Here is a 13,340-nt window from a genome sequence, read left to right as displayed (position 1 = left end):
TCGTACCCGATGACCCAAAACCCTCCGTATATCCCGAAAATTTCCTGGCAACAAGAGCTTGCCGAAGCCTTCACGACTATCGCAGCGCTTTGCGCGTTTTTGGAACTCGACCCAAAAAAATTACCGATATCGGAACAAGCCGCGAAGCAATTTTCACTGAAAGTACCGAAAAGCTTTGCCGAAAGCATGCATAAAAACGACCCTGCCGATCCTTTATTGCTTCAAGTATTGCCGGTTCACGACGAAACCCTCGCCTACCCCGGCTTCAACGACGATCCGGTCGGCGATCTCATGGCTATCCGCGAAAACCATATTTTGCACAAATATCAAGGCCGGGTATTAATGATCAATACCGGAACCTGCGCGATCAACTGCCGATATTGCTTCCGTAGAAATTTTCCGTATGCCGATTACCAACTCGGACGCCAAAAACAAAACCGGGCCATCGAATTTATCCGCAATGATCCGAGCATAACCGAAGTCATTCTCAGCGGCGGCGACCCGTTGTTATTAAGCGATAGCCGTCTTGCCGAACTCATCGAGCAGCTCAATGCGATCGAACATCTAACCCGCATCCGCATTCATAGCCGCATCCCTATCGTGCTGCCATCGCGAATCACTGATGAATTCATCAAGTCCCTGAATACCGCACGGCCAAGCGTTACGATCGTCATGCACTGCAATCATGCCAACGAAATAAGTCCCGCCGTCGAGACCGCCAGCCGTAAACTCAAGCATGCCGACATCATGCTCTTCAATCAGGCTGTGTTGCTGAAAAACATCAACGACAATGCCGAACAACTCTGCCGGCTCAGCGAAACTTTGTTCCGCAACGGCATCGTGCCTTACTATTTGCATTGCCTCGATAAAGCGAACGGTACCGGGCATTTTGAAGTTTCCAATGGGGAAACTTTGGCCTTATACGAAACCTTGCAAAAAAGCCTGCCGGGTTATTTAGTGCCGAAATTGGTGCGGGAAGTAGCTGGGGCGCCATACAAAAAACCAATCGAAGCATCGGAACGTGTACTTTAAGTAAGTGTCCAAAATTTATTTCCCGATTTGGCTCGTATCAGGTAACGCTGGAAGAAGTGTGCGCGGCATGGACGCCGCGCCCAAGCCTATAGGGATATATTCACGGCGTCTTCTGGAAGCGTTACCTGATACTGGCCGATAAAACCGGGTAATTATTTTGAAACAATTACTAAAATTTACATGGACGAAGTGCGGATAATTTCTCAACGGAAATAGCCATAGGGTCTACAATGTAAAAGCTTAATGAATCATCAAAATCGGATACGATGAAACAATCTGAATCATTTCCTTTTACGTTAGAACAAGACGCGGTAGCCGACTGGTTGAGTCGACTCGACGTTAAAGACTCCATTGCCTCAGGCGCAACGTTTTATGCGGCATTAAAAAAAATACCGCATATTCGACTCGGCAACAAAGACTTGCTGGCCGTACTCGATATCTTGACCCCGTCGGTCTTACTTATTTCCGATAATTTGATCTCATCATTATTACCATCAATCATCGACGAAGGCTCGGTCAAGCCAAAATCCCGCAAACTTGCCAGACTCAGTAGTCAATTGTTACGTAGCCACTGCCTTGCCTACTGCCATGCATCTACTGCCCAATCCTTAAACGAAAAATGCAAGGCTCATGCCATCTTTACGGCCATGCAAATCGCAGGACTGACAATGCGGACAAATACATTGATTTCGGAGCGGAATTCCTCGACGCTTTGGCAAAAGACGGGAGAACTTTATCAAATCGCACGCAACGAACAATTAATACCTATTTCGTTAACGAGCAAAATTCCGGCATTTAAAGCGCATAAATCGATATCGTCGGTGTTAAAACGCAATCTGTTGTTCGCATTATTCGATCCTTACCCAGCACCTGCGGAACGAATCATCGGGTATTTCGATCTCGCCGATCGCATTGCCGATTTAGTCGCATTCGAAAAATCACTAAATCCGTCTTATAACTTTTACTGGGACGGTTGCAATAAAACCTTGCATCAAGACACTCCTGCCATACCTGACGAAAACAGCCTTATTTTCAACACCGAAGCAGTTGCGCAGCATCTATCAAACTTCGCACCGGAAATGGAGGGGCAAGACGATTTTTATTTCACTTTACGCCAAAAAATAAGCGGCTATCAAGACATTCTCGATTCAGTGATACTATCAAAGCCCGAAGCTTATTGTTATACCGCTGATATAACCCCAATATGCGAACGGCTCAAGCACCTTGAAAGAATTTTTAAAATCCATCGATTGGGCGGCCCTATGGCTAAGGCCGAGGTTCTGAGCAAAATGGAACTCGTGCCGATGGAAAGTGAATTCAAAATGCTAAGTCCTCGCCAACTTCATCTATCCCAAGATAGCGGCAAAAGCATTAAAGTTGAATGGATCAATATCCAACAGACGAAGTTTACGCAGTATATTTTAGGCCATGCAAAGAACGAAGGACTCACTGCCGGCCAACCGATTTTACTCTACAATCAACAAAAAATGCCTAGCATTGGCATAATCCGAAAAAAAAATCAAGAGCTCATCCCCTATACAACAGTTCTTGATTGAAATATTGCCGGGAAAACCCAATTCCGTTCAATTCCGCATTCAAACAACGACTATCGAAGCCTTATTGATCAGTACGCCGTCACAAATCGAAACCATTTTATTGCCGCCCGGCAAATATTCGACTGGAGACGAGCTGGCCCGGGCCGAACCTCTCGAGAAACGTTATTATCTCAACAAGCTGATCGAAGCCGAGGAACAATTCATGTATTATCGGATCGTTTCCGATTAGCGACACCATGCGGCACATGAGCCGCGGCAACATGCCGGGCAGCCGATTCGCAATGACCTTGCTGATCGTCGAAAAAGATATCCGCACCGAAAGCATCCAAAAAAGGACCTTTCGGCATGCCGCCTAAAAACAAAGCCTCATCGATTCTGACCCCCCAAAGTCTAAGCGTCCTAACCACCCGCTCGTGAGCCGGCGCACCCCTTGCAGTCACTAGAGCCGTTCGAATCGGCACGGCATCCGGGTCGAACTGAGCCTGGATACGATGCAATGTACTCAAAAACTCCTTGAAAGGACCGCCGGGCAGTGGATTTTTGGCTTGGCTGCACTCGTTTTCGGTAAATGCGCTTAGACCGCGCTCTTGATAAATGCGCTCGGAATCGTCCGAAAACAATACCGAGTCGCCGTCGAACGCGATGCGCAATTGATCATGAGACTTTTTCAGCGAAGAACCCGACAATATCGTCGCGGCCGCATAACCGGCCGCCAAGGCGTTAGCGACGTCAACCGCATTCGATGAAAGGAACAAATGCGCGCCGAACGCTCGAATATATTCGTAAGGTGAAACGCCGCTGGTAAACGCCGCGCGGGAAATATCGAGTTTATGATGCGCAATCGAATTAAAAATTCTAAGACCGGTATCGGCGCTGTTGTGCGACAGCAAGATCACTTCGACAATCGGGCCGCTTTTGCTGATGGCGTTCAACGCCAGAAACTTTTTGACCAGTTCATAACCGAAACCGGGCTCCAGTATTTCATCCTCATGTTCGATCTGGTAACGGCAAAAAGCCTCTTTGCCTTCCGTTTCGAAAATACGGTGCGATTCGTCCAAGTTAAACAAAGCCCGGGATGAAACCGCAACAACCAGCTTTTGATGCGTGATCTCGATCGGCGCCGTCATATCATCGGCGCTTATTTTTTACTGGTATTGAAGGTATACGACCGAACAATGCCGTTATTGTCGAAGCGAATGACTAAATCTTCGGTTTCGGCTGGCCCGAATAAAGAATATTTATATTTTCCGTACGTCCAAGTGTGGCGACCGTCCTCCATGCCCATCCGCCATGGCTGACCAAACATTTCCCGTACTTGATTTTGAGTCGTTTCGCCGATTTTTAGATCCATCACTCGCGATACGGCAAAATCCTTACCAGCTGTCATACAACCGGAAAGCCCCGCGACACCTATCGAACCGGCAAACAACATGAGGCCTAAATTCAAAGCCCGTAAAGAAGATAAACCAACGTTTTTCATAGCAATTGATCCTAGTCGATTAAATAATTTGATAAAACAGCATGGAAAAGCCATTATTCGGCATAATTCCACCGCGAAAGCCGTATTTAAATATTGAGCCATATTAACTGTTTACAAGGCTTTTATGAATTTTATTTACTTAAGTCCTAAGGATTTCGTGAAAAATAACTTCCTGGAGCTATGAGTTTTGTAACGGGTTCGGTAACTCGCTTAACTGGACGCCGTGGTGCCGAATCTTGATCTGCGATGGGTATATTTATGACCGAATCCTAAAAAACCGCGACTAAACACCTTGAAACGGCGTCCGCTGATAAGTCGTAAACACTCACTCGTCGAAATGATGAGAAAATCAGTCTAAAATGAATTTGACGTTAAAAAAAAGGTCTGAAAAAAATATCAATAAACACCGTGAGCCCAGGCTATGAAATGGTTTACCCTCTTTTGCGCATTCATCTTACCGGGATGCTCCAGCCTGCCCGTGGCAATACAAAACGCACCGGTGCCGGACATTCAATATACCGAAACCATCGATCATATCGACACCTATAAAAATCACCGAATACGCTGGGGCGGCACGATCATCCAAGTCGATAACGAGGAAAACCTTAGCCGACTACAGATTCTTCATTACCCGTTAGACAGATTCGGAAGACCGCAAACCGACCAAGAAACCGCAGGTCGATTCATCCTGGAAACTCCCGAATTTTACGACCCTGCCGTTTACCGTAAAAATACCCAAATCACAGCCGCCGGCACACTAAAAGGCAGCGATTCGCTTAAAATCGGCAACAAATCGCTGACCGTCCCCGTCATCGAAGTCCAAACGATTCATCGTTGGCCGGAACGCACTCAAAGAGATTGCCGCTGCGATTTCGGCGCAGGTTTCGGTTACGGCCCTTATCCCTGGGGCTTTTATCCTTACGGATACTACCGCTATCGTCCTCGTTTTTATTTTCCGTGGTATTAATTCCAATTTCGGCATAAACGCTTAATGCACCGGAAAATATACCGTTCGCGCCAAGCCAAGTCGAAGCATGAAGGACTCTATGACTCGCCAACCGTGCTCTATAGAATTACGCGGATTCAACTAACAAATTACTCACCCATCATCCTAGAAAAAGCATTTCACCATGAAGATCATGAAGAATAGGAAGTTAATTCAATAGCTTATTACGCGTTTGTATAGAACTTTCGCTCACCAAAAAGGTTAGCGAGAAGGATTTGGTAAGTTCTTGGAATCCTTCATGAACTTCATGTGCTTCATGGTTAAACTGCCGAATTCAGGATCATGCAAAAATATTCAATATTCCTGAACTGGCCAACGCATTTGCATTATCGACATCTTCGCTAGTATTAGCCGCACTGTCCGAGTTTTCAAAAACCTTGGTTCCACGGCTATTTTTCTGTCCGCCTTCGTTTTGCTGTTGAGCGGCTTGACCAAATCCCGGTAGCTTAGCTTGTTCGTTAAGCGAAGCTTGAGTCACGCTTATCTCAGCTACATTCAACTGTTGAGCTCCCATCATTTCACGTAACTTCGGGATCGCGGCTTCTATGGCTTCTTTTACTGCCGCTTGTTGAGCTGAAAATGCGATTGTAGTTTGATCCTGATTCATATCGATACGAATTGAAATAGGCCCGAGATGCTGAGGATTTAGTTTAAGTTCGGCAAACGGCATGGCCCGATTATTCATCCAAACAATACGTTCGCCTAGTTCCTGGTCCCATTCGGGATGCGCAATCGGCTTGCTCATAGCCGGTGCTTCGATTTTTGTTTGACCGGCAATTTGCCGATGTAATTGAGCCATATCCAACGCCATTTTCGGAACCGGTTTTTCAACTGCCGTAGTAGGCGCTAATTTTTTCTCGATACTTGCGGTTTTTGACTCGGTCTTGGCATGCAGGTCAACAACCTTTCCGTCAGTCGATACTTTGCTTTCCCCAGCAAGACGCTGTTCTTCGACCAGCGACTTGCCATTGCTCAACTCTTCTCCTTTTTGCAATAGATTCTTGATTAACTGAGGAATATTTCCTTCACCATCGGTAATCCCGGTGCCGTCCTGATTCTCAATCGGCAACTTAGTATTTGCATCGACCGCCAGTATCGTCTTATCCGGGTTTTCGATAATGTTCAGAGGCATCGTCGTTACCGGCATGGCTTGCGTATCTTTCAGAACGGTGCGCTCAAGCCTCTTCGTTGTTTGCAATATATCTCTGATTAAATTAGGAATATTTACTTCAGCATCGGTAATCCCGGTGCCGTCCTGATTCTCAAGCGGCAACTTAGTATTTGCATCGACCGCCAGTATCGTCTTATCCGGGTTTTCGATAATGTTCGGAGGCATCGTCGTTACCGGCATGGCTTGCGTATCTTTCAGAACGGTGCGCTCAAGCCTCTTCGTTGTTTGCAATATATCTCTGATTAAATTAGGAATATTTACTTCAGCATCGGTAATCCCGGTACCGTCCTGATTCTCAAGCGGCAACTTAGTATTTGCATCGACCGCCAGTATCGTCTTATCCGGGTTTTCGATAATGTTCGGAGGCATCGTCGTTACCGGCATGGCTTGCGTATCTTTCAGAACGGTGCGCTCAAGCCTCTTCGTTGTTTGCAATATATCTCTGATTAAATTAGGAATATTTACTTCAGCATCGGTAATCCCGGTGCCGTCCTGATTCTCAAGCGGCAACTTAGTATTTGCATCGACCGCCAGTATCGTCTTATCCGGGTTTTCGATAATGTTCGGAGGCAACGTCGTTACCGGCATGGCTTGCGTATCTTTCAGAACGGTGCGCTCAAGCCTCTTCGTTGTTTGCAATATATCTCTAATTAACTTAGGAATATTTACTTCAGCATCGGTAATCCCGGTGCCGTCCTGATTCTCAATCGGCAACTTAGTATTTGCATCGACCGCCAGTATCGTCTTATCCGGGTTTTCGATAATGTTCAGAAGCATCGTAGCTACAGGAATGGCAGCAGGGATTTCCACAGAAGTATGATCGAGCAACCTCGCTTCATCCGCTTCGACCCGCTCCATATTACCGAACATATCCGTCGCATTAGCCAACGACTCGGTCGCGGCCTCAATATGAGCGAGTACTTCACTTAACGTCTTCATGGTTTTCTCTAGATCGATTTCTTGATCGAAATGGCCCGAAACCGGCAATTTATTGCCCAATAAACCGGCAACATTTTGCATGGTCGAACTCATTCGTTCGGAATCAAAACTTGTCAACTGCGTTAATTGTTCGGTTAATTCCGCTAAATCAGTCATTGGCAACGTTAAATTTTCCTGCGATTCGGGTTGCGCGAGCAGACCGATCTGAGCCATCAAGGTTTCGGCAAAGCCACCGGATGCTTTATCTTCTCCCTGAAAAAGCCGGCTTAAATTTTCTTTGCCGATTGAACCGGATAGCATCGTCAATAAATTTAAAGCGTTCATATACTTTCCCTCTTAACTGTTACGGATTTATCAGGCATTTTTCGTGCCGCCGCGCCGCCCTGAAGCCACTCTATCATCCTGTTCGATTTGTTCGCGTCTATCTGATTGTTTAACTTCATCGGCTTGTGCCGCGTCAAATAATTTCGAAAGACTCTTAGTTCGATTATGCAGTCCTATCCAATTTCCGCGCACCCGACTGAGTTCCGTTTCCAATGAATGCAGCGCTTGCTCTTGTCCGTTAATCGCTTGATCGAGTTTATCCAAAAAAGACTTAAACTCCAGCAATTGTCCGACCCTAGCGCCGGTTTTACAGAAAGCGTCGAATTTTTCCTGATATTCCTGACGATAATTGATCAAATGGTCGAGCTGCATTTGCAATTGAACTTGTTTTTTTTGCACTTGCCCGAAGGTTTCCAAGGCTTTTTTCTCCTGGACAACATTCAACTCGACAATCGTTTTCAGGCGTTCGGATTTTTTCATTTTATTGATAACTACCGGAGTTAAGAATCGCGCATGAAATAACTTGAACAACTATCCTGACTCAGGAGCGGTTAGCGGTGAATAGCGTGGCATTTTAACCACTTGTCAAGCTCTAATTTCCCCTTTCCCCTTTCCCCTTTCCCCTTTCCCCTTTCCCCTTTCCCCTTTCCCCTTTCCCCTTTCCCCTTTCACCCTCATTCCCAAGCAAATCGGACAATTCCAAGATACTTCGACTCAGGTCCACCGGTTCATTCATGTCTTGTTGCAAAAAATTCCTAATCGCCGGTATTTTCTCAATCGCCAAATCGATATTCGGATTTGAGCCGGGTTTGTATGCGCCGACGCTGATGAGATCTCTGTTTTGCTGATACAGCGAATACAGACCTCTCAATTTTCGCACCATTCGTAAATGATCGTCATCGACGATATCCGGCAAAACCCTACTAACCGATGCCTCGATATCGATGGCGGGAAAATGCCCCGACTCCGCCAGCTCTCGCGTTAGCACGATGTGCCCATCCAATACGCCGCGAGCCGAGTCGGCTACGGGATCGTTGGGATCGTCGCCTTCGGTCAGCACGGTATAAAAAGCCGTAATCGAGCCGCCGCCTTCATCGCCGTTTCCGGCCCGCTCGACTAACCGAGGCAACTTAGCAAATACCGATGGCGGATAACCTTTAGTGGCAGGCGGTTCATCGATTGCGAGCGCGATTTCTCGATGGGCTTGAGCATAACGAGTCAACGAATCCATCAGCAGTAAAACATCCAAGCCCTGATCGCGGAAATATTCGGCAATACTGGTCGCAAGCAACGCTCCATTCGCCCGCATCAATGGCGGATAGTCTGCCGGCGTCGCAACAACGACAGAGCGACTAAGCCCCTCGGCGCCCAGAATTTTTTGTACAAATTCGTTAACCTCACGCCCCCGTTCACCAATAAGCCCCACCACCACGACGTCGGCATTGGTAAACTTAGTCATCATCCCCAGCAAAACACTCTTGCCGACGCCGGTTCCGGCAAATAAGCCCATCCTTTGCCCTCGTCCGACACACAATAAGGCATTGATCGCTCTGACACCGACATCGAGCACTTCGCGAATCGGCTTTCGGCTAAGCGGATTGACCGGAACACCGGTTAACGAGACTTGCGCATCGGTCTTCAGGGGTCCCTTACCATCCAAAGCATTACCCGCCCCATCCAATACTCGACCCAGCAAGCTAAAACCGACTCTGGCCAAATATTCCTTGTTCATCGGAATGACGCGGCAGTCGGGCTCCAAACCATATGGATCACCGGTCGGCATTAGAAATAAGCGATCGCCGGAAAAACCGACGACTTCGGCCTCAATAACCCTACCCGTTTTGGTTTGCACTTGGCAACGAGAACCTATGGGAGCTCTACAACCGACAGCCTCGAGTGTCAATCCGACCATTCTGGATAACTTGCCTTCCACGATCAGCTCCGGAGGCTGAACCAACCGCTTGGCGTAAGGTTTTAATTTACCGAGCCAAATCTCGTTTCGATTTAGTGAAGACTTCATGATGCTTCGTCCCTAACCCGTTCATCGCCGAGCACTTGAGCAATAACGGTCGCCAGACGTCTTTCGACCGAAGCATCCACATGAGACTGCTCCGCATCCACATGGCAACCGCCGCGACTGAGCAGAGGATCCTCTTTGATATCCCAAGGCGCCGGACGTTCATTCAACAAAAACACCGATCGTACCAATTCCGCATCCTCAGGATGTAAAGTTAGTGTTATTTCCCGCGTTGCGATAGGTAATACATTGACGGCTTCTCTAACCGTAGCCACAATTTGCCCCGGATCCGACTTAATTTCTCGGCGAACCAGCTGTTTAGCTATCGCTATCGATAAATCCACCAACTCTTTTTCGACTTCTTCATCCAGTGCATTCAAAGGCTCGCTGAGCGTCTCCAATATTTCAGCTAATTGCAAACCTTGTTCTCGCAGTCGATCCACGTTTTCGTCATACCCTTTTTTCAAACCTTCCTCGTAACCTTGCGACTGCCCTTCTTCGTAACCTTGCGTAAAACCTTCTTCTTTGCCTTTGGCAAAAGCTTCCTCATAGGCTTGCTGTTGCATCGCTTCAATATCTTGAACGGTCAACAGCGGACTGCGCGCTTTATCTCCTTCGCTTGATTTCGCGGGTTCGCGTCCCGATACATCGGGCATGTCCCAAAGGCGCAATGCCTCCAGTTCGTCATCGGTGAAACCCGACTGTTTAGACGAGCTCATCGCCACTGCCGCTGCCTAGCATGATTTCTCCGGCATCGGCCAACTTCTTCGCGATACCGAGTATTTCTTTCTGCGCCGCTTCGACCTCGCTGAGTCTCGCCGGCGGCGCCGCCTCTAGATCGTCTTTCAGCATTTCGGCGGCTCGACGCGACATATTGCCGAATATTTTAGCTTTCAAGCTGTCATCGACTCCACGCAATGCCAGCAGTAAGCGATCGGTCGATATTTCTCGCAATAGCGTTTGAATGCCTCTATCGTCAACCGTCGCGAGATCCTCGAAGACAAACATTTTATCCATGATTTCCTGCCCCAATACGGCATTATTATCATTGATATCTTCCATGATCTGCTCGCTAACCGAACCTTCCATGAAATTCAAAATATTTGCCACGGTATCGACGCCGCCGACCGATGACGACTTCATGCCATCGCTGCCCGTCAATTGTTTTTCCATGATTTCATCCAATTCCTTTAATGCCGCCGGCTGTATACCTTCCATCGTCGCAATTCGCATTAGAATATCCGAACGCATGTTTTCCGGTAATAAGGCTAAAACATCGGCAGCCTGGTCACTATCCAATAGCGATAAAATGATCGCGACAATCTGTGGATGCTCCAGACGTATTAGGTCGGCAATCGACCGCGTATCCATCCATTTCAATTGCTCAATCCCTTTGCTGTTAGCGCCGAGTAGAATTCTATCGATGATACTTCCCGCCTTATCAGCGCCTAAGGCTCCCGTCAGCATGTTGCGAATAAACTCATCCGAATTAATACCCAAGCCGGTTTCATCCTTGATTCGAGTAATGAACTCTTCAAGCACGGCATCCACCATTTCCGGTGAAATAGCGCCAAGCCCTGCCATCGTAGACCCGATCAGTTGCACTTCTTTAGGTCCCATGTGCTTCAGCACCGCCGCTGCTCGATCCTGCCCAACCGCTAAAAGCAGCAGCGCTGCACGCTGAGGATAAGTCAAATCGAGTTCTTTCTCAGACATCTTGCTTAGCCCAATTCTTAACGATCTGCGCGACTAATTGAGGATCTTCGTCAACTAATTTTTGTACATACTCCAACCGTTTCTCGTAACTCTGCGGCGCTTCCAGCAGCAACAGATCTTCGGTCTCGGAAGACAGCCCAAGCTGCTTCTTCGCGGCCTCATCGGCAGGCACCGCGTAAGGCACGCCTTTCTCGTCGAATGCTACGGCACCGCCCATGGCTTCGGCTTCCGCTTTTGCCAGCGCTAATGCCGCGGCTTTCCGTTCTTCTTCAGTACGGCCTATCAACCCCTGCATGGTCGGCTTTAAAACACCGAAAATCAAAAATAAAATAACCGCAGCAGCCGCCAACTGCTTTAAGGCGTCGATAAACCAAGCTTGCTCCCAAAGCGGCGCATCGGGCAATGCTTCAAGTTCATCCGCGACTCTAAACGCAACATTGGATACGGTCACTTGATCGCCGCGGCTACTATCAAAACCGACCGCTTGCCTAACCAAGTTACTCAGACGAATGATATCTTCTTGAGGATAAGGTTCGCTGGCGATACTCCCATCTTCGCGAACGACAGAACGGTTATCGACAACTACGGCCACGGACAATCGTTTGAGCACACCGCTAGCAAGACGAGTGTGCGTGATAGTTTTATCGAGCTCGTAATTCCTCGTGGCGCTCTTGCTGGAAGATCCTGACGATCCCGCCGGCGTTTCGGCACCTTCACCGGCTGCCACTTCAGGCGCTATACCGGCGGGTGGCGGCTGGTTAGTCAACGCCCCCGGCACACCCTGAATGGCGCCCATGGAACTGAGATCCTCCTGAGTCTGCTCACTTCGTAGCGCCGGCAGGTCGGGGTTAAACATTTCTTGGGTTCTTTCGGTCACGGAAAAGTCGACATCGGCCGATATTTGCGTACGTAAACCGTTGGCGCCGACCAATGGCGTCAAAATATTTTCGATGCGCGCCATTAAATGTTCTTCGATATTTTTCTTGTATTCGAACTGCTTTGAAGTCAGTGAGATATCGGAATCGGTTCCTTTAGCATTGAGTAAACGCCCGGTTTGATCGACGACCGTCACTTGCCCTGCTTCCATTAAGGGAACGCTGGAAGCGACTAGATGAATAATCGATTCGATTTGTCCTTTATCCAAGGTTCTGCCGGGATATAGGTTGACCATGACCGAGGCGCTGGGTTTTTTCTGCTGCCTAACGAATACCGACTGTTTTGGCATCGCCAATATCACCCTTGCCGCCTTAACACTTTGAATAGTCATGATCGTTCGCGCAATTTCACCTTCCAATGCTCGCTGAAAACGCATTTGTTCGATATTCTTGCTGGTGCCGAAGCCTTGTTCTTGATCGAGTAATTCATAACCTAAGCTGGTGCTGCGCGGTAAGCCTTGAGCAGCCAATCTTAATTTTAATTCGCGAACATCGGCCCCCGGGACCATGATTGCTCCCGAACCGGACTCGACTTTGTACTTAACGCCTTCTTTATCTAAAGCCTCGATAATTTCCGCCGCATCTTTTTCGGCGATGCCGGCAAACAATAAATTATAGGAGGGTTCTTGCGACCACAGCACGATCGCCACGGCCACCGCAACACTGAAAGCAAATCCGAGCATCAAACCTATCTGACGAGCCATTGTCAGCCCAGCCAAACCTTTCAACAACGGATTACCAGTATCCACTTCCCGTGTCTGGGGTGTGGATGTTCCGACTAATTCATTTGCACCTTGCTCGCTCATCTTAATTCACTGCCTATCTACATCGGCATATTCATGACATCTTTATAGGCATCGACCAGTTTATTTCTAACCTGAACCATGGCTTGAAAAGACACGCTGGCTTTTTGCATGGCTACCATCACTTCGGCCAAGCTAGCATCCGATTCTCCGGTTTCAAATGCTGTCGACATCGCACTCGCTGTTGCTTGCTGCGTATTCACCGAGTCGATCGATTGTTTCAACAACGAAGCGAAGTTAGCCTGATCGCTACTTTCCAACGCTCGCGGCTTGACACCTGCTCCGGCTTCGATAGACATCTGACGCATTTGCGCCAGCACCTGATTGACATTCATCTCACTCATGACATTTCTCAATTATT

Annotated in this window: 13 protein-coding genes; 4 read left to right on the top strand and 9 right to left on the bottom strand. The window is 47.9% G+C overall.

The window, feature by feature from the left end:
• Positions 1-9 precede the first annotated feature (9 nt).
• The 3 genes from epmB to WJM45_RS05000 all read left to right on the top strand — a co-directional run bounded on the left by epmB (position 10) and on the right by WJM45_RS05000 (position 2,817).
• Complete coding sequence (epmB, locus tag WJM45_RS05010) at positions 10-1,032, top strand: EF-P beta-lysylation protein EpmB (protein ID WP_341327883.1); 1,023 nt, start codon at positions 10-12, stop codon at positions 1,030-1,032.
• Between the two features lie 266 nt (positions 1,033-1,298).
• Positions 1,299-2,588 (top strand): hypothetical protein, encoded by a 1,290-nt coding sequence (locus tag WJM45_RS05005; protein WP_341327882.1) that lies wholly within the window; start codon positions 1,299-1,301, stop codon positions 2,586-2,588.
• On the top strand, positions 2,581-2,817 hold the full coding sequence (locus tag WJM45_RS05000; RefSeq protein ID WP_341327881.1) for a hypothetical protein: 237 nt from the start codon (positions 2,581-2,583) through the stop codon (positions 2,815-2,817). Before WJM45_RS05005 ends, WJM45_RS05000 begins: the two co-directional genes overlap by 8 nt.
• Here the strand turns inward: WJM45_RS05000 and WJM45_RS04995 are convergent.
• The gene (locus WJM45_RS04995) at positions 2,789-3,715 is read right to left on the bottom strand and encodes a 5'-nucleotidase (RefSeq protein WP_341327880.1); all 927 of its coding nucleotides are present in this window, start codon (positions 3,713-3,715) and stop codon (positions 2,789-2,791) included. The genes WJM45_RS05000 and WJM45_RS04995 overlap by 29 nt on opposite strands.
• Before the next feature lie 11 nt (positions 3,716-3,726).
• The gene (gene bamE / locus WJM45_RS04990; RefSeq protein ID WP_341327879.1) at positions 3,727-4,068 is read right to left on the bottom strand and encodes an outer membrane protein assembly factor BamE; all 342 of its coding nucleotides are present in this window, start codon (positions 4,066-4,068) and stop codon (positions 3,727-3,729) included.
• A 421-nt stretch (positions 4,069-4,489) separates the two neighbouring features.
• Here bamE and WJM45_RS04985 point away from each other — a divergent pair, with 421 nt between their 5' ends.
• A complete protein-coding gene (locus WJM45_RS04985) occupies positions 4,490-5,035 on the top strand; it encodes a Slp family lipoprotein (RefSeq protein ID WP_341327878.1) in 546 nt (181 codons plus the stop codon).
• A gap of 319 nt (positions 5,036-5,354) precedes the next feature.
• Here WJM45_RS04985 and WJM45_RS04980 read toward each other — a convergent pair whose 3' ends face one another.
• The 7 genes from WJM45_RS04980 to fliE form a co-directional block, all read right to left on the bottom strand.
• Complete coding sequence (locus WJM45_RS04980; protein ID WP_341327877.1) at positions 5,355-7,508, bottom strand: flagellar hook-length control protein FliK; 2,154 nt, start codon at positions 7,506-7,508, stop codon at positions 5,355-5,357.
• A gap of 30 nt (positions 7,509-7,538) precedes the next feature.
• Positions 7,539-7,988 carry a flagellar export protein FliJ gene (gene fliJ / locus WJM45_RS04975; protein WP_341327876.1) on the bottom strand — a complete coding sequence of 150 codons (450 nt, stop codon included), beginning with the start codon at positions 7,986-7,988 and terminating at the stop codon, positions 7,539-7,541.
• 112 nt (positions 7,989-8,100) lie between these two features.
• Positions 8,101-9,528, bottom strand: a complete 1,428-nt coding sequence (gene fliI, locus WJM45_RS04970; RefSeq protein ID WP_341327875.1) for a flagellar protein export ATPase FliI — start codon at positions 9,526-9,528, stop codon at positions 8,101-8,103.
• Entirely contained in the window at positions 9,525-10,244 is a 720-nt protein-coding gene (locus WJM45_RS04965; protein WP_341327874.1) for a flagellar assembly protein FliH, read from the bottom strand. The genes fliI and WJM45_RS04965 overlap by 4 nt, the downstream gene beginning before the upstream one ends.
• Positions 10,231-11,241 carry a flagellar motor switch protein FliG gene (gene fliG / locus WJM45_RS04960; RefSeq protein WP_341327873.1) on the bottom strand — a complete coding sequence of 337 codons (1,011 nt, stop codon included), beginning with the start codon at positions 11,239-11,241 and terminating at the stop codon, positions 10,231-10,233. Before fliG ends, WJM45_RS04965 begins: the two co-directional genes overlap by 14 nt.
• A complete protein-coding gene (gene fliF / locus WJM45_RS04955; RefSeq protein ID WP_341327872.1) occupies positions 11,234-12,982 on the bottom strand; it encodes a flagellar basal-body MS-ring/collar protein FliF in 1,749 nt (582 codons plus the stop codon). Before fliF ends, fliG begins: the two co-directional genes overlap by 8 nt.
• Before the next feature lie 17 nt (positions 12,983-12,999).
• A complete protein-coding gene (gene fliE / locus WJM45_RS04950) occupies positions 13,000-13,323 on the bottom strand; it encodes a flagellar hook-basal body complex protein FliE (RefSeq protein ID WP_341327871.1) in 324 nt (107 codons plus the stop codon).
• Between the last annotated feature and the right edge of the window lie 17 nt (positions 13,324-13,340).

Origin of the sequence: Methylotuvimicrobium sp. KM2, assembly GCF_038051925.1 — a bacterium.
Taxonomy (GTDB): domain Bacteria; phylum Pseudomonadota; class Gammaproteobacteria; order Methylococcales; family Methylomonadaceae; genus Methylotuvimicrobium.
This window is presented reverse-complemented; position numbering and strand designations above follow the sequence as displayed.